The sequence below is a fragment of the Mesobacillus harenae genome (assembly GCF_013343715.1).
Classification (GTDB): Bacteria; Bacillota; Bacilli; order Bacillales; family Cytobacillaceae; genus Mesobacillus_A; species Mesobacillus_A harenae.
Window position 1 is genome coordinate 16,404 of record NZ_JABUNR010000013.1, and the last position, 17,250, is coordinate 33,653.

General features: G+C 40.4%; 16 protein-coding genes and 1 other RNA gene. 4 read left to right on the top strand and 13 right to left on the bottom strand.

The genetic code is table 11. The features are described 5' to 3' along the window. Window positions 1–20: 20 nt before the first annotated feature. The gene (locus tag HRJ06_RS15940; RefSeq protein ID WP_174733954.1) at window positions 21–920 is read right to left on the bottom strand and encodes a DMT family transporter; all 900 of its coding nucleotides are present in this window, start codon (window positions 918–920) and stop codon (window positions 21–23) included. A gap of 33 nt (window positions 921–953) precedes the next feature. After that, window positions 954–2,465 (bottom strand): carboxypeptidase M32, encoded by a 1,512-nt coding sequence (locus tag HRJ06_RS15945; RefSeq protein ID WP_174733955.1) that lies wholly within the window; start codon window positions 2,463–2,465, stop codon window positions 954–956. A 584-nt stretch (window positions 2,466–3,049) separates the two neighbouring features. On the opposite strand from HRJ06_RS15945, the gene HRJ06_RS15950 reads away from it, so the two are divergent. Next, window positions 3,050–3,754, top strand: a complete 705-nt coding sequence (locus HRJ06_RS15950) for a Crp/Fnr family transcriptional regulator (RefSeq protein WP_174733956.1) — start codon at window positions 3,050–3,052, stop codon at window positions 3,752–3,754. A 32-nt stretch (window positions 3,755–3,786) separates the two neighbouring features. Then, entirely contained in the window at window positions 3,787–4,017 is a 231-nt protein-coding gene (locus tag HRJ06_RS15955; protein ID WP_174733957.1) for a DUF2249 domain-containing protein, read from the top strand. A gap of 87 nt (window positions 4,018–4,104) precedes the next feature. Here HRJ06_RS15955 and HRJ06_RS15960 read toward each other — a convergent pair whose 3' ends face one another. From HRJ06_RS15960 to HRJ06_RS16005, 10 genes are all read right to left on the bottom strand, one after another. Beyond that, a complete protein-coding gene (locus HRJ06_RS15960) occupies window positions 4,105–6,024 on the bottom strand; it encodes an ATP-dependent DNA helicase (protein WP_174733958.1) in 1,920 nt (639 codons plus the stop codon). Window positions 6,025–6,276: 252 nt separating this feature from the next. After that, window positions 6,277–6,447, bottom strand: coding sequence for a hypothetical protein (locus tag HRJ06_RS15965; protein WP_174733959.1), 171 nt, complete (start codon window positions 6,445–6,447; stop codon window positions 6,277–6,279). Between the two features lie 68 nt (window positions 6,448–6,515). Next, window positions 6,516–6,701: a hypothetical protein gene (locus HRJ06_RS15970; RefSeq protein WP_174733960.1), complete on the bottom strand. Its 186-nt coding sequence runs from the start codon at window positions 6,699–6,701 to the stop codon at window positions 6,516–6,518. A gap of 289 nt (window positions 6,702–6,990) precedes the next feature. After that, entirely contained in the window at window positions 6,991–8,133 is a 1,143-nt protein-coding gene (locus tag HRJ06_RS15975; RefSeq protein WP_174733961.1) for a THUMP domain-containing class I SAM-dependent RNA methyltransferase, read from the bottom strand. A 610-nt stretch (window positions 8,134–8,743) separates the two neighbouring features. Beyond that, window positions 8,744–9,128: RNase P RNA component class B (gene rnpB / locus HRJ06_RS15980), an RNA gene on the bottom strand. Window positions 9,129–9,208: 80 nt separating this feature from the next. Next, the gene (gpsB, locus tag HRJ06_RS15985) at window positions 9,209–9,511 is read right to left on the bottom strand and encodes a cell division regulator GpsB (RefSeq protein ID WP_174733962.1); all 303 of its coding nucleotides are present in this window, start codon (window positions 9,509–9,511) and stop codon (window positions 9,209–9,211) included. Window positions 9,512–9,592: 81 nt separating this feature from the next. Next, entirely contained in the window at window positions 9,593–10,153 is a 561-nt protein-coding gene (locus HRJ06_RS15990) for an SLOG family protein (RefSeq protein WP_174733963.1), read from the bottom strand. A 223-nt stretch (window positions 10,154–10,376) separates the two neighbouring features. Then, entirely contained in the window at window positions 10,377–10,724 is a 348-nt protein-coding gene (locus tag HRJ06_RS15995; RefSeq protein WP_197969990.1) for a CotD family spore coat protein, read from the bottom strand. Between the two features lie 371 nt (window positions 10,725–11,095). Next, on the bottom strand, window positions 11,096–12,382 hold the full coding sequence (locus tag HRJ06_RS16000) for a ribonuclease H-like domain-containing protein (RefSeq protein WP_174733964.1): 1,287 nt from the start codon (window positions 12,380–12,382) through the stop codon (window positions 11,096–11,098). A 17-nt stretch (window positions 12,383–12,399) separates the two neighbouring features. Further along, complete coding sequence (locus HRJ06_RS16005) at window positions 12,400–14,676, bottom strand: DEAD/DEAH box helicase (RefSeq protein ID WP_174733965.1); 2,277 nt, start codon at window positions 14,674–14,676, stop codon at window positions 12,400–12,402. A gap of 198 nt (window positions 14,677–14,874) precedes the next feature. Here HRJ06_RS16005 and HRJ06_RS16010 point away from each other — a divergent pair, with 198 nt between their 5' ends. Then, complete coding sequence (locus HRJ06_RS16010; protein WP_174733966.1) at window positions 14,875–15,567, top strand: Crp/Fnr family transcriptional regulator; 693 nt, start codon at window positions 14,875–14,877, stop codon at window positions 15,565–15,567. A gap of 103 nt (window positions 15,568–15,670) precedes the next feature. On the opposite strand, the gene HRJ06_RS16015 is transcribed toward HRJ06_RS16010, so the two are convergent. Next, on the bottom strand, window positions 15,671–16,561 hold the full coding sequence (locus tag HRJ06_RS16015; protein WP_174733967.1) for an anaerobic carbon-monoxide dehydrogenase catalytic subunit: 891 nt from the start codon (window positions 16,559–16,561) through the stop codon (window positions 15,671–15,673). A gap of 176 nt (window positions 16,562–16,737) precedes the next feature. Between HRJ06_RS16015 and HRJ06_RS16020 the strand changes: the two genes are divergently transcribed. Further along, window positions 16,738–17,217, top strand: coding sequence for an Hsp20/alpha crystallin family protein (locus HRJ06_RS16020; protein WP_174733968.1), 480 nt, complete (start codon window positions 16,738–16,740; stop codon window positions 17,215–17,217). Window positions 17,218–17,250: the final 33 nt, after the last annotated feature.

The window sequence follows — 17,250 nt, forward strand, 5'->3', positions numbered from 1 at the left end:
CAATCATATGGAGCGCTGTTTTACATATGGACCGTTGATTTTATCTTAATGGAATTCTTGTTAATTAGCAGGACACCAGAAATGATTAGCACCATCCCAGCTAACTGGAAGCTTCCAAGTGTCTCATGAAAAACTAAGATTCCAATTGCAGTAGCAACAACCGGTTCAAAGGTTGCTATAACAGCCGCCTTGCTGCTTTCCGTTTTTTCAAGGCCTGCTGAATACACAAAATAAGCTAAAACGGTTGGGAATAAGCCGAGTCCGAAAATATACAGCAATGAATCTGTCCTAAAAAGCAAATCTGCTTTCCCCCAAAGACCTGAAACTGGAATTAAACAGGCTGACGCTACTAGAAATGTGTAGAAGATTACTGTAAATGGCGAATAGTTTCTCATGGCTACTTTAGCGAAGATACTATACAGAGCATAACCAACCCCCGCCCCCAAACCTATTAATATACCCAAAATTGGAATCTCACTCCCTGAGCTATTAAAGGCACCAGCTATTAACGCGCTTCCGATAATTGTCGCTATAACTGCAATTACCTTTCGAGGATACAGGGACTCCCCAAGAAAGATCCTGGAGAGTATAGTGACAAAGGCTGGTGCTGTATAAAGCAAAGCGACCGCCAAGGATATATTCAACTCATTAATAGCTGTAAAATAACACCAATTAAAAAAAACAATACTTAACAGGCCTGTGCCAATAAAAAGAGGGATATCGCGCGGGCTAGCCTTTAATTGAGGCCGATAAAACAGAGCGCCGATGCTTGCCAATATAATAGCGGCTGCCACCACTCTAACTGTAACAATCTCCATCTCCGTGAATCCAATATCCGTTAGACCTCGTACAAACAGACCTATTGCTCCCCAAAGGGAGGCTCCAAGCGCGATTAGGAGATAGGGCAAAAACCTATTCATCTCGATAACCACCTACTGCCTTCCTAGCTCAGTTTATTGTTTCAGCTGGTATACCTTACTGTACTTCTCAGACAAGTACTCTAATAAATATTGTACATTTAAACCTTCACCAGTGACGTCTGTCAGAATCTCCAACGGCTGCTTTAACTTGCCATGCTTATGTACATTCTCAGTAAGCCAATCTTTTATCGGGCCAAGATTTCCATTTGCCAGGAGCTGCTCAAAGTTTGGCAGGTCTTTTTCCATTGTGTTCTTTAACTGGGCTGCATACATGTAGCCTAGCGCATATGATGGGAAGTAGCCAAAACTCCCCCCTGCCCAATGGACATCCTGCAGCACTCCATTTGCGTCTTTGTCTGGGCGTATTCCCAAATACTCTTCATATTTTTCATTCCAAATACGTGGGAGATCCTTAACATCAATTTCGTCGTTAAATAATCCTTTTTCAATTTCATATCGAATGATGATATGCAAAGGATAGGTTAATTCATCAGCTTCAATACGGATTAATGATGGCTTTGATTCATTAATTGCCCGATAAAATTCATCTAGTTTTACTAAATCAAATTGTCCACTTGAATATTGCTTAAGGAGGTCATAGTTCTTTTCCCAGAAGCTATAGTTCCTGCCAACAAAATTTTCATAGAATAAAGATTGAGATTCATGTATTCCCATCGAAGTTCCCGTACACAACGGGGTGCCAATTAATTCTGTCGACAGATTTTGCTCATATAATGCATGACCTCCCTCATGGATGGTCCCAAACACAGCAGTTCTAAAATCTGCTTCATCGTACTTCGTGGTAACACGGACATCTCCAGGGTTAAGTCCAATCGCAAATGGATGAACCGTCGTATCCAGCCTGCCGGCATTAAAGTTAAATCCTATTTGCCTTAAAATCTGCTCACTAAAATCTCGCTGGTCTTTTTTAGGAAAATGTTCGAATAAAAATTTAGTTTCAGGTTGATTTGGAGCTTCGTTGATTTTCTGAACCAGGGGCACGATTTTTTCCCTTAATTCACCGAAAACCTGATCTAGGATCTCAACCGTTATACCAGGTTCATACATATCTAGCAGTGTGTTATATTTATTGCCTTTATAGCCCCAGTAATTAATGAATTTTTTATTAAACAGAACAAGCTTTTCAAGGTAAGGCTCAAATAATTCAAAATCGGATTTATCTTTTGCTTCTTCCCAGACACTCTCAGCTTTTGATTGAAGAATAACATATTCTCTGTATTCTTCCGCAGGGATTTTCTTGTTTCTATCATAGTTTTTACGGCACTCCACCAGTGACCTTCTTGTAATCTCCGAAAGCCCACCATGAGAAGAAAGCTTAGCTATGTATGCCGCCATTTCTTCCGAAGTTGACATTTTGAAAACTTCAGAGCTCAGCACGCCGATCACTTCAGAACGCTGGTCAACCCCTTGCTTAGGTGCGCCGGTTCTTAGGTCCCAATATACCAAAGAAAGAGCCTCCTGGTAGGCTGACATCTTTTTTATGTATTCTAAAAACTCTTTTTCTATTTTGGTTTCACTGCTCATCATTGATCCCCCAGTTTTAAAATTCTCTTCATTTTATCATAGTTTTTGAATAAATGACTAATAATGGAATTTCCTTCTTAATTAACTGGCGGTACCCTTAACAAAGACTCTTTCCCTGACTTTTAGGCGTGAATTTTCCGTTTTTGAAAAAAATTTCCTCTTAAAGAAGGAGTGGGCAGTATCGGGTGGAATCATTCAATATAATAGATACGGTGAAAGAGGTGTAAATCATTGAAAGAGTTCATTGGACATTGTCATAACTGCAAAAAAGAAATCTATTGTCTAGAAGGTTTCTTAAACGGGGTAATTTTGCCTGAAAATAGACTGCTTTGCTTTCAATGCGAGCAAAAACAAAGCCAACCCAACAGCCAATAAAACCCCTACTGGAACTGCGCTACTCGAGCAGCTAGGATGCATAACTTAACCGGCATAATACAGGGCTTTAATACAGCTCTCTTTGCTTTCCGGGAACCAACGAGCCTCTCTTCGCAATTATTTAAACTATGATTCAGGTCACTTAAGGACTATGACCAACATGTTACACTAATGATAGGTAATTTGAGATGGTGCGGAGGGAACTGGAAATGAATATTGAGGCTATAAAGCATAGATTAAGCAATGTACCTCTTTTCAGAGAGCTGACAGAAGATGAGTTAACTCCTATTATAAAAATTGCTCAAAACCGTTATTACAAACAAAAAATGTATGTTTTTATGCAAGGGGATTCGTTGGACAGGGTCTTTTTTATCCATTCAGGAAAAGTGAAGATTTATAAATCTGACTACTCCGGGAAAGAACAAATCGTTTCAGTTCTAGAAGCAGGAGAGATGTTCCCGCATGCTGGTTTTTTTCGAAAAGGGCATTATCCTGCACATGCAGTAATTATGGAAGATGCAAAAATAATCATGATCCCGATAGCAAAATTCGAGGAGATCCTAATTGCGTACCCAGAACTTTCAATCAAGCTTTTTCGAGTACTCGGAGAAAAAATTGTCGACCTGCAAAAGAGGCTTGAGGAACAAATGCTTCACAATACCTATGAACAAATTATCATGCTGCTGCTCCGTCTGAGCAAAACAAATGGCCAGAAGGTTAATGAAAGCTATAAGCTCACAACCCACTTTACAAATAAAGAGCTGGCCAATATGATTGGAACCTCACGAGAAACGGTCAGCCGGACCATTAATTACTTAAAGAAAAAGAACTGTATTACAACAGATACTAACGGAATGTACTTATTGGATCCCCACCTGCTGCATCAGGAACTATTTTCAGTTAAAAATGCCTAAAATTCCACTTGTTAGGATAGGAGTTGTTTTTCATGGAAAAAACAAAAGTCGAACTTGATGTCAGAAAAGATTTAGCTAATGGGCTAGAGCCTTTTCCAAAGATTATTGAAGCAGTTGCAAGCTTGGGTCCTGATGATGTATTTATTTTGCATACACCATTTCAGCCTGTTCCGTTATATGGTGTTTTAGGAGCAAAGGGCTTTGAGTATACTGAGCAAAAAGTTGACAATAAGCATTGGATCATTACATTTGCTAAAAAGTAACCTTGGTGTTCCGTATACTAATGGGCTAGCAAAATAGGCCGTAAGGATTTATTGTAAACAAAAACGCAGGCCCTATTGGCCTGCGTTTTATTTGTTATTACCAGGGAGAACATTTCTTACTTCGTTTAGGATTTCTGGCTTTACATCTTGATCCAGTAATATATGAACGGATCCATGGTCAGACTGGGTCCTGATCAATCTTCCAATCCCTTGTCTTAACCGAAGAAGCATATACGGCATGTCCACCTCTTGAAAAGCATTTGGTGTCCCTTCCCTTTTAGCCGAAAATACTGGGTCGTTTGGAGGATACGGGAGAGAGTGAATAATCACATTCTCAAGTGATGAACCCGGTATATCCAATCCTTCCCATAAATGAACGGAACACAGTACAGAATGTTCATCATTCTGAAAGCGGGATACTAGAGAACTAATTTCCGCCTCACCCTCATAAAAAACTGGGTAATCAATTAGTCCAGCCGAGAATTCCTTAAAGTGAAGTAAATCCTGTTGGTTTCTAAATAATATAAGTGCTCTGCCTTCTGTGGCCTTAATTTGGTCTATTACATACATGGCCTTTGCTTCTGCATTGTTTTTTTCAAATTCAGGCATATACACTTTCATATTTGTATCATAATCAAAAGGTGATTCCACTGAAAAAGAACTATACTTATCTATCCCAAGGCTTGAGGCCAAATAGTCAAAAGAATTACGTTCAGAAAGGGTGGCAGAAGAAAATATAAACGGTTTCTTCTGGCTGAAGACATCGGTTCTTAAAATTTCCTCGACCATCTTTGGCATGATAACAAGTGTTTGTTCGCCGCCTTCTGCCTCAAACCATGTGATACCGTTCGTTGTGCCCTTAAATAGAGATAGGGAAAAGACTATTTGCTCAAGATACTCTTCAACAATTTTTAAGCTATAGTCGTCTATTACAAATAACTCACTTTCAAAGACAAGTTCTTCCTCCAGGGATTCTAGAGTGCTATGAAGTGTCTCGGCTATCTTTCTAAGCTTGTCATCCTTCAGAACCGTTCTTTTTTCAGAACCGCTGTCTGTTACTGACTTTTCGGAAAGATTCTCGAAGAATAACTCATTTTGCTCCAATGCTGTCTCCATGATATTTAAGGTCGTTTCTCGAACATCATTTTCCATTAGTCTGGTTAATAAGGTTTCAAGAGTTTTTTCTGCATACCTATATGTTAATGCTTTTTGGGAAGCGAATTCGAGCAGGTGTCCTTCATCAAAAACGACACAGCTTGATTCTGGTAAAAACGGTGTCTGTCCTTCTCTTTTGCGTGATTCCATTGTCCAGATATGTTCCATGTAAAAGTCATGAGAACAGACAATTAAATCGGCAGCACTTCTATAATAATCCCTGTGCAAAGTTTGAGCACAACGATGGCGCTTTTCGCATGTAAAGCAATCCTGAAGAGAATCCCAAGAAACTCGTTCCCATTGATTATCGGTTAAATCCGGATAATCTTTTCTGTCTCCATACCGCTGAAATGCCTGCATCGAACTGCCAGAATGGATAAACCCTGGCAGACTGTCAAATATAGCGTTATATGCGTCGTCTTCATCTCTAGCCACCAGGGTGTCAAGCTTATTTAAACATAAATATTGATCCCTCGATTTAGCGAGACGTACGTCTACTTTTAAATCAAGTGCTTTTTCAAGCTTAGCAATATCCCCTTCTCTTTTAACCAGCTGTTCAATTAATGTTTCATCAGCACATGCAATAATAGCTGGCTTGTTTAAATAACGGGCATAGCAGATCGCATACAGCAGATAGACGATGGTTTTACCAGTTCCAACTCCTGCTTCAGCAAAAATAACTTTTTTCTCTTTAAAAGCTTTTTCAAGCTGAAAGGCCATATAAACCTGTTCGTCTCTAAGTTCAAATCCTGCTTCAGGCAGAATGTCGTAGAATACATCTCCAATCCATTCATTCATTTTATCAAAAAAGGTGTCTGTTTTTGTTATTGCAAAAGGCAGTTTGCCTGGCATGGTTCATTTCCTCCAATACAGTACGCTTTTGGTTGCGCCCGGCTCATTTCATTGCTTACTTATTTAGACCGTAAAAAACTAATTTTAGCAAACCAGCGCAAAGAGTCAAGGAAATTGAAATTTTGTCTCGTTTTAATATAAATGTTCTGTTAAACCTCGCTATTGATTTCCGCTACAGTGCTCGCTTTCCGCGTACGTTCTTTAACACAATTAAATATAAAAGAAACGCCAGTTACAGCGTTTCCTGTAGTTTTATTTAATTTGGGACGAAAGGTTGAATGACCATGCCTGTCGGAAGTTTTCCTCTGCTGCCTCCAGTTCATTTAGCGCAGGCTCACTTACAGTGTGGTCTTGTTTAAGAACTTCCAAACTTGTCTCTAGAGCCTTTGAAATCTTATTAAAATCAATAGATGGTTGGTACATTGCCACTCCTCCAATCAAAAATAATGTAATTATATTTTATTCGGAGGAATTTTAATTTATTCCTTTCATTAGCCCATCCCTGGCTGACGCCGTTTAAGCTGATTCTTGATCGCATTATCCCGGTCGCCGCCATCAGCTAGCTCTTCTGAAAAATGGTGTTCTTCATGCTTCCGTTTCGAAATTCCTTCAGAAGAACGGATGGTTTCAGATGACAGATTAAGATTTGGTGCACCCTGTTCATTCCAGTCACCCATGCATGTCTCCCCTTTCCTTTCTTATAGTATTTCAGGTTAAAATAAAATTCATTCATCAATCCGTGTTCGAGGAGGCGTCGGACAAAAAATGATGTTTGACTGTTGATTTCATAAAAGATAATGGAGATATACTCCAATCTATACCTAATAAAACAAGGGAGAACTTCGTTTATGCTGAAGAAGTTCCCCCTTGCTGTTTTTTATTCGTTTAAATAAATGAGTCGTAAACCAACAATATAATGAAACACGCCGGTTAGTTAACAGGAACGCTGAAGCCGCAAGAAAATATTTATGGGTTATTCCTTGGCGGCCGTTTCCCCCAGTATTGGTAAAGGTCCGTTTCAATAAATCCGTTAAAAAGTTTACGTTTTTTTGTTGCCTGTCTTCCATATAACTGTTCAAAGGCTTTGTGGGAGGTCAATATATAGATGGACCAAGTATCAAGCGAGCCAAAAGCCTGTCCCATTTCTTTATACATCTGTTCCACAGCCTTTTTGTCTCCAAGCCTTTCACCATACGGTGGATTGCTGACTATTACCCCGTAGTCATGCTTTGTGGTAAAATCCTGTACCCGCATTTGTTTAAATTTAATTAGTTCGCCGAGCCCAGCCTCGAAAGCATTTTCAGCTGCTATGCTTACCATTTTATGGTCAATGTCAGATCCGATAATTTCCAAAGGCTGATCATAATTGGCAAGATCTTCAACCTCAGTCCTAGCTTTATCCCAAACAGTTTGCGGAATCCAATTCCAGTCTTCCGAAACAAAATCACGATTGAAGCCAGGTGCAATATTTTGGCCAATCAGTGCAGCTTCTATTGGAATGGTCCCAGAGCCGCAAAAAGGATCTGCAAAGGGTTTATCAGGATTCCAGTTAGTCAGTAAAACGAGAGCTGCAGCAAGGGTTTCCTTAAGGGGAGCTTCCCCCTGGTCTGTTCGGTATCCGCGTTTATGGAGACCGTAACCGCTGGCATCAATGGTGAGAGTTGCAACATCCTTATTAAGGGCTATCTCAATTCTAAAGAACGCTCCCTTCTCTTCAAACCAGGTAGTATTTCGATACTGGGTCCTTAGCCGCTCGACAACAGCCTTTTTAACGATTGCCTGGCAATCCGAAACACTGAATAGTTTTGATTTTACAGACCTCCCAATTACAGGAAACTCCCCATCTTCAGGGATAAATTGTTCCCAGGGCAATGCCTTTGTTTTTTCAAATAATTCATCAAAAGTATAAGCTTTAAACTCACCTATTTTAATCTTTACCCTATCAGCTGTACGAAGCCATAAATTACTTCGTGCGATGGCAAGTTCATCACCCTGATAGGTTATTCTGCCATTTTCAACCTGGCAGTCATACCCGAGCGCCCGAACTTCTTTTGCCACTACAGCTTCCAGTCCCATTGCAGAAGTTGCAATCAAATCAAATTTACTCATAATTTCACCCTTAACCATATGTATTGTCCTTACTGTCTTTTCTTTAGAATGCCCTATTACTTATAGTTCATATATATCAATCATACCATTTATGTTTCCCTTTTGCAGACAGAGTATTTAAACAAAAGCGCAAGCGCCCGTTAAGCGACGTATGGACTGGAGCTCACCGACTGAGATAAAGGAAACACGAAGAGCGAACGCGATTGGATGTTGACTTATCATAGGGAGGTGGGCGAAGTACACGAGTCGCTGGGCGCTGGAGCTAGATGATAAACAAAAGCGCAAGCGCCTTGAACAGCCCCGATAAGCGCTGGAGGGCCAGCGGGTGAAGTCGTTCCTTGACTTCATCAGTTGGACCGAAGCGACTCGAGGGGCTAGGCGCTGGAGCTGGATGATAAACAAAAGCGCAAGCGCCCGTTAAGCGCACGACAGGACTGGAGCTCACCGACTGAGATAAAGGAAACACGAAGAGCGAAAGCGCATTCGTGCTTGAATTATCATAGGGAGGCGGGCGAAGTACACGAGTCGCTGGATGCTCGTTTCCTAACAATGAAAAAAGCTCTCCAAATTGGAGAGCTTATAAACACTCATACATATTACATTAATAGCGTTCTGTAAGCCATGTTTTGTACCATTGTACTGCAAACGACCCTAAGTCTCGTACTCCGGTGGCAATCATCTATCTACAAGTGTTAAACACTTGTCCTTCTCTTCGTTCATTTCCTCCAAGAAAGTGCCCCTACCATAGTTTGGGTTTCTCGCTCGCGGGGTTTACCTCGTTCCACCCTTTTCATTTCTGAAAAGGCTCCGTCACTGTGGCACCTTTATAGGTATTCATGCCATATCCAAAGACTTAGGCATTTTCCCTGCCGTCAACCGCGCCTAAGCCCGGCTGCCCTAGCTTATGACTTCGCTAGGCACGAACACTACAGGCATCTCAGCCCGTGCGAGCATGGACTTTCCTCTGCAGAGAACTGCAGCGATTACCCGAACGCTATTAATGTCTACTTTTATATTATATGTAATCTGGGACAAAACAGCAATGGATAATCCTTTGCATTTTTGTAAAAAGATGTCAATCGTAAAGCTTATTGCCAAAAACATGTTTCTCAAGATTGGATAAACGTTTCAGAATGTCAAAGTTCGTAGTGCCTGCAGCCTGTGCAGCAGGTGGGCGTCTTGTACTTTCTTCAAGCTGTTTTTTCAACCGCAAGTTTTCTTGCTGCAAATCTTCTACCTCTGAGTGCAAAGTTTCATAATCCTTTATGATTAGGTCCAAAAATTTATCGACATCCTCCGGTTTATACCCTCGCATAGATGTCTTGAACTCTTTTTCCAATATATCTTTTGCCGTTAACTTCATTTTATCAGACAGCATAATTTCACCTCAGTTTATAGCCAATCATCTCTTATTATTTTTTCAAAAACAAGCGTGTTTGTCAATTTTTCTTTCTTTGGTCTAGAAGTCCGCCTTTCTTAAGGCTTCTTCTTCCACAATAAGCTGAAGGTCATAAAAATCAATCAGTCGTATTTCGTAGGTATTTTCAGCTTGATATTTCTGTGCTGTTTCATATAAGTATCTTGGGCTTCCATCTTTTTCTGGATCGAACAAAAGCAAAAGCACATCACTTTTCCCAACAAAAAATTGATTTTTGGCTCTGAATTGCCAGGGTGCTTGATACGGTTTTTTAGTTAAGCTGTCCACATGATCAGCCTGCATTAAAATTGACTCGTACCATTCTTTATTTTCATCCTTCCAGTTAGTCTCTTGTGCCAGAAATGGAGTAATAACCGATAGCTTAAGATTCGGAAACTCTTCCTGTATGTCGAATACCACCTCGGCTGCCCAGAGCTCTACCCCAAGCTGGCCGCTGATGATCACCCATTCTAGCCCTTCTTCTGCAAGGCTCTGCAGCTGGCGTTTCAGGGCAGCTTTTATATACCCGACTGCAGGATCATCTTTTTTAAAAACTCCAAGTTCAAAGGGTTTATAGCCAGATACTGCAGCCACCTTTGCCATTCAGAAAAACTCCTTTTAATTAAGTTACCATACGAATGTATTCCGAAAATCCGGCAAATATTATTAATTTATTAATCCCCTTATAATTCTAATTATTTAAAGAATTACAGAATTAAATTTATAACGCTCAAATTGGACGGCAGTCACTCTTCCCCAAAAAATCGGGCTTGTTTGTTTAAGTAATAGTAAAAAACAAGGGCTAGGTGCCCTTGTTTTTACCTGGTTAACGGCCGAAGAACGGGCCTGCGCCAGGAGCAGCCCCAAATCCTGGACCAGCACCATATCCTGGGCCAGGGCCAAATCCTGGGCCAGGGGCATACGGAGCAGCAGGGCCAGCTCCAAACGGAACAGGGCCAGGGCCTCCGTAGAATTGCTGATTTGTCACTTCGGTTACAGTTGACTCGGTATGCGGGAAATAATGCACATGATCATAATTAATATGATTTACATTGGTCGTATGTGACGGGTGAACGTGCGGCACTACATTGTTAACGTGGTTATGATTCACACAGCATTCGGTTGGATGAACCACCGTTGGGCAAATATTTGTTGGTCTCGGTCTGCAATGCATTATCAAAACTCCTTCCATTAGACTTTTTTATTGTTTACATTAACAGCCTATGTGGGAGGAGTTACTCTTGTACTAATTAAAATACCTATTTTAGGGGGTTTATTTTTTATAAAAGTGTATAAAAGTTATCTTTCATTGCTGTAAATACTACAGCAGTTAAACAAACGACAACAAAAAACAATACCAGAATTGCTTTGTACAACTATACCAGCCCCGTTTAATTTTCATTGTATAAAAAAGTATCATACAATCTAATATTTTACTCTTGATAGCTAGTACAAACAACAGGATTTTGCAAATTTTGTTGAAATTTGCATTAAATTTTTTGCCAATTCGATTTGTTCCAGCATTTTCCGCTCACTAGCAACCTATTATTCCTCTTCATCATCTGTTCGGCTGTTAATTTTTAGAGGCAGCTCCAGTTTTTTTTTCAGCCTTCTAATCCTGTGTTCTATTTCTGTTGACAGCTTTTTATGTTTTTTTTCGTTTTTCTCAGGAAACACTTCATGCAGTTTTTGAGCCTGATAGCAATATTCTAGTGCAGTATTTAAACTTTTTTCTTTATGCTCAAAATACATTGCTAGTTCAATGGAAGCTGTTTTACTCAGTGGATGTTCGACATGGCTGGAAACGAATATCCACAGTTCAGCTGCTTTGGCCCAATTTTTGTTTCGCTTGTGTTCAATAGCAAGCCCATGATTTGCACTAACGGCCTCGGTTCCACCAGAAACATCCTCAAAAACCTGTTTGGCTTTTTCAGATTGACCGATATAAGAGTACCACTTTCCAACTTCAAGCCGTTCCCGCTCTGTTTGTTTCTGGTCAAGCTTTAAAAGTTGAAATGAGAGGTGGGTATATAACGTTATAAGAGATAAAATATCCATTTCGTTATGTTTAATTATTCCCAATAATCCTTCTGGGTTGTTCCGCTCCAGAAAATCGAAGTAAATCATCGGTGCTAAAAAGCCTGGTATATCGTCTTTTCTTTCAAAACCAAGTATTTCTTTTTCCACAATAGAAAGCTTCATTTTTTCAAGTTTATGCTTCCACATTCGTCTTGAAGCATGAAAAAGATCAAAGTGACCAAAGGCAGGCAGTTTAGGAACATGATCCCTCACCAAAGTGTGCCTTGTTTTAACCTGTGGCCAGTCAAATGCTTTTCCATTGTAAGTAACAAGCGTTCTGTAATCTACATTCTCGAGAAAGCTGTTATATAAAGCCACCTCAGCCCCAGGGTGGGGAAGAATATGCTGTGTGAGCTTAACTGTATCTCCTGAAATTCGTGCATGACCAAGCAAAAATATCGTATTTCCCGCTCCCCCGCTAAGACCGGTAGTCTCTGTATCAAAGAAAAATAAATCATCAGGAGAATGGCCGGCTGCTGATAAAGGATGATCCGCTCGCTCCTCATTCCATTTGTCAATAGCTCTCAAGCAATCGGAAAAAGGATAGTTTCCATGTTTATGCGATAGTGGATAAGTTACTTCTCTTATAAGGCAATAGGACCCGTCAAAATAATATGGAACAACATTTTCTTTTGTCCAAGTATCAAGAAATGGTATATCTGATTCTTTCTTTGCAGGCCCCTTAGGCTCCAGTACTTGTTCATCCCTGACTATATGAGGTTTAAGGCGATTTAATTTGTTTTTTAAAGACATTCCTTACCCTCCGATTATTAATTAACCTTCTTCATAAACAGGTCAATAATCCTCAACACATCACCTTTTGCGGTTTCTAAGGCTGTATCGGTCCCTATGCAAGAAGGACACCCATGCTGGCATTTACACCCCATAACCATCTGCCTTGATTGAGACAGAATATCCTCAATCCCAGAAAAAATCTTTTCGCTTAAACCTATACCACCCGGATACCGGTCATAGAAAAAAATCGTTGGTTTCTCATTATGTGATGCTTTTACCTGGGGTACGACATGAACATCTTGTGGATCACACATCACAAAAAGTGGGGCAATATGCCTAAGAGCTTGTGCTGTGCCGATAAGTCCCTGTTCAAGTCGTTCCTCGCCAAGCGAGGCCATATTTTTATCTATTGCGATCCAAGTTGAGTTCGTATGTAGCTCTTCCTCAGGGAGCGAAATTGGCCCAGACCCTATATTTTCATGTGTTTCAAATTTAATCTTTTTAAAAATAGTAGCCATTGCCCTTACGCTAACATCACCATACCCAATCTCTATCGCTTCTGTGCTACGAAAGTTATCAATTTCAAGTACATCAAGCGAGACAGCCAAATTAGCATCTGTAAAATAGTCCACATCGACCTCTCGCACAAAGGCTTTTTTTTCCTCCCAATCAAGTATTTCCACCTGATATTGTATTCCCTGATGAAGGTATATAGCTTCCTCATGGAGTAAAGTCATTGCCGAAAAGCGGTCCATCTCTCCAATGACTTTTGCATTAGCAATATCAGATTGATCGATAATCACGACGTTTTCCTGTGACGCAGATCGTAAACTTATGTTATGAGCCGGGAAAGCATCATTCATCCAATACCATTTTCCGCTGTTCTCATACAAAACTCTTTCTTCTGTCAAATAGTCGAGGATTTCACCGATTTCAGCCTTGCCAAACCGCTCCCCTTCCTTAAATGGGAGTTCATAGGCAGCACACTTAATATGGTCTATCAAAATGATTAAGTTGTCTGAATTGATTCTGGCTGTTTCGGGATTTCTCGAAAAAAAGTAATCAGGATGCTGTATCACATATTGATCTAATGGGCTAGAGCTTGCCACCATGATAACAATTGATTCTGCATGCCTTCTGCCCGCCCGCCCAGCCTGCTGCCAGGAGCTGGCAATCGTGCCTGGATAACCATTCATTATACAAACCTGAAGCTGTCCAATATCAACTCCAAGCTCCAGAGCATTGGTACTGACTACTCCATAAATATCACCATTACGAAGCCCTTTTTCAATTTCTCTTCTTTCAGTCGGCAAATATCCTCCCCGGTAACCCCTAATAGCTTTAGGTCCTAACTTATTTTTCACAAGTTCCTGCAGATACGTAAGAAGGATCTCTACACGAACACGGCTTCTGGCAAAGACAATGGTTTGAATCTTATTTTTCAAAAACTCTCCGGCAAGCCTTCGTGACTCGAGCGTAGCACTCCTTCTTATATTTAGTGGTTTATTAACGATTGGCGGATTGTAAAAAAGAAAATGTTTCCGTCCAGATGGGGCTCCATTATTATCAATCAGAGACATCGGCTTTTCGGTAAGCATCTCAGCAAGCTCAAGAGGGTTGGCAATTGTGGCAGAAGTGCAAATGAAAATCGGGTCACTACCGTAGTATTGACAAATCCTTCTCAGCCTGCGGATAACATTCGCTACATGGCTCCCGAACACTCCCCGATAAATATGAAGCTCATCGATAACGACAAACTTTAAGTTCTCAAACAATGATACCCATTTCGTATGATGCGGGAGTATCGCTGAGTGCAGCATATCAGGATTCGTAATGACAACGTGTCCTGCCCTCCGAACTTTTTGCCTAATATTTGAAGGAGTATCTCCGTCATATGTATAGCTATTAATATTCAGGTCCGCGTCATCAATCAACTCATTAATTTCGCTCTTCTGATCCTGAGCAAGTGCTTTTGTAGGAAACATATATAAGGCTCTTGCATTTGGATCGTCGAGTATCGTTTGGAGAACAGGCAGATTGTAGCAAAGCGTTTTCCCAGATGCTGTCGGGGTTACCGCAACAATGCTTTTCCCTTCCATCACTTCCTGATAAGCCGCGTTTTGGTGGGTATAAAGCTGGCCTATTCCTCTCTTAATCAAACCTGCTTTTAATGACGGGTTAAGTCCCTCTGGGAGATCATCCGTCCTGGCTTCCCGCTCCTCGATTGTATGCCAATTAACGATATTCTGTTTTGTTTCCTCACCCATCTTTAGACTATCTATAATTTCCTGTAAGCTTTTTCTAAGCTTCACGTCTCTCACCTCAGTATCTCTATAATACCGAATAAACGTTCGTTCAAAAAGGGAAAAGTTTGTATTTGAAATGTGTTATATTATGGAAATATCTATTTTGTTTGTTCTTGGTTTAAATTCGGCAGGCTATCTTGCTGTTAATTTGTTAAGATAATGGTACATATGAGTACTTTCGAGTTATCTGGAGGAGATGAAATTTTGAAAAAAGAAGGAATTAGTAAGGTATTGGCAGGGTTCTCGCTTTTTAGGGATCTTAGCAATGCTGAACTGTTAAAAATAGTCGATATTTCTATATCAAGAGAGTGGACCAAGAATAGCCATGTATTTATGCAAGGTGATCCGTTAGAAAATGTTTATTTCATAGAAAGTGGAAAAATCAAAATCTACAAAAGTGATATTAATGGGCGGGAACAAATTGTTGCGATCCTGAAAAATGGTGAAATGTTTCCCCATGTCGGCTTCTTTAGACAGGGAGGTTATCCTGCCTTTGCAGAAACACTAGATAAAACGACACTTGTTGCTGTTCCAATTTCTCAGTTTGAAAGAGTATTAATTGAAAACCCGGAGCTAAGCATTAAGGTCTTTAAGGTACTTGGAGAGAAAATTGTTGATTTGCAGGACCGCCTTGAAGCCCAAATCCTTAACAATACGTACGAGCAGATTATTAAGCTGCTCATTCAGCTTTCTCAAATGCATGGAGAAGAACGAAGCGATGGTTCCGTACTTTTAAAAGCTGAATTCACAAATCGGGATCTTGCGAATATGATCGGAACCACTAGAGAAACGGTTAGCAGGACCCTTACAAAAATGAAACGGAATAAGCTTGTTAAAGTAGATGAAGATGGGAATTTGATCTTAGTGGTCAACGAACTCCTTGATGAATTACTTTAATACTGCACTTCATTTCAGTTGTTAGGACTTTTTAGGTACGGATGTTGTAAATTTTATCTTTGAACAAAACCCGCACCAGTTGGCAGCGGGTTTTTACTTTCGTTCACTTTTTTACCAGTTCAAGCATTGGGTCCGTACCTTCTTGAGGCGTACCTATTAGTTTCAGGTTGAACGCTTCCTGAAGAACAGCAAGTACACCACCCGAAATAAATTCTGGAGGCTTTGGTCCAATCCGAATGTCCTGAATGCCAAGACTGAACAAACCTAATAATATTGCTACAGCCTTTTGTTCAAACCAGGAAAGTACAATGCTGATAGGCATTTCATTAATTTCACACTCAAACGCCTCTGCAAGTGCTTTGGCAATTTTCACTGTTGAACCTGAGTTATTGCACTGGCCCAGCTCAATATACCGGGGAATATTTGTGCCTGGAACAACACCGTACTCGACATCGTTATACCGGAACTTCCCAGAGGAAGTTGTTAGAATAATTGTTTCTGGCGGCAGGGAAGCAGCCAATTCACGGTAATAACCCTCGCCATTACCCGGGGCATCGCACCCTGAGATCACAAAGAATCGTTTGATTTTACCCTCTTTAACGGCATCAATTACTTTAGGAGCCAACCCCAATACTGTTTCATGATCATTCCGGGTAACGCGGATAGGCTGCTGAATTCCAAGAAGGCTGGTATGCGCCTCATCTAGTACTTCTATTATTCTTACTGCCGACTGACCAACTTTCACAGCCATTTCGATATGCTCCTCAACGGTAAAGTTGGAGTTAGTTAGTGTCATATATAAAGCTTCATGAGTTGTTGCATCCACGAAAGAGTCTGTGTACCCCATTTGGCTAGCGTGACTCCGATATGCCGCAATACCTTTTAAGGCAAATATAATCGTATCCTGTAAGCTTGCGATTGTTTCAGCTTTTCCACAAACCCCGATATCTTTGCATTCACCCGATGGAGTCTGTTCACACTGATTACAAAACATTTAGTATCCTCGCTTTCAATTCAATATACAGTTACAGCATACATTTAATTAAGGGTAATAAATGGTGATAATCGTCACAATAAACCCGATTGTCAAAAAACTTTCAAAGTATCACCTTTTTATTAGAAGTCGCATATCATATCGTGAATTTTTGTGAACGGAAAGGAGATGAAGCGATGTCTTTCAATCAGCCGGGCGGCAATGATAAAAAAAACAGGAATGAGCCTTTTGGAGATTTAATGAGATCGATGAATGTTTTTTTTAATGAGAGCTCTGGAAAGGGGATTTTAAGAAGCATAGATGATTTCTTTCAGCGTCCCCTACTGCACTCGTCTTTTATAATTCAAGTTCAGGAAACAGATAATGAGCATATTGTTACTGCTGAACTGCCAGGTATTAAAAGAGAACAAATTGACCTAGATATCTACGATCGACATATAAAAATCACGGTAAAAAAGCAGGATATTCTTACAGAAGAGCATGACCGTAATCAAACCTATCGCCGCCGAGAATCCATGCAAACAATGAGCCGGACAGTGGCATTCACCCATCCTATCAACGAAAGAAATGTGAGAGCTTCCTACCGGGATGGGCTCCTTGAGATTCGAATCCCAAAACGAAAAGGTAAAAAGGTTACTATTCTAGAAGATGAATAAACATAAAAAGAAGCAAGCAGCTGAGCCGCTTGC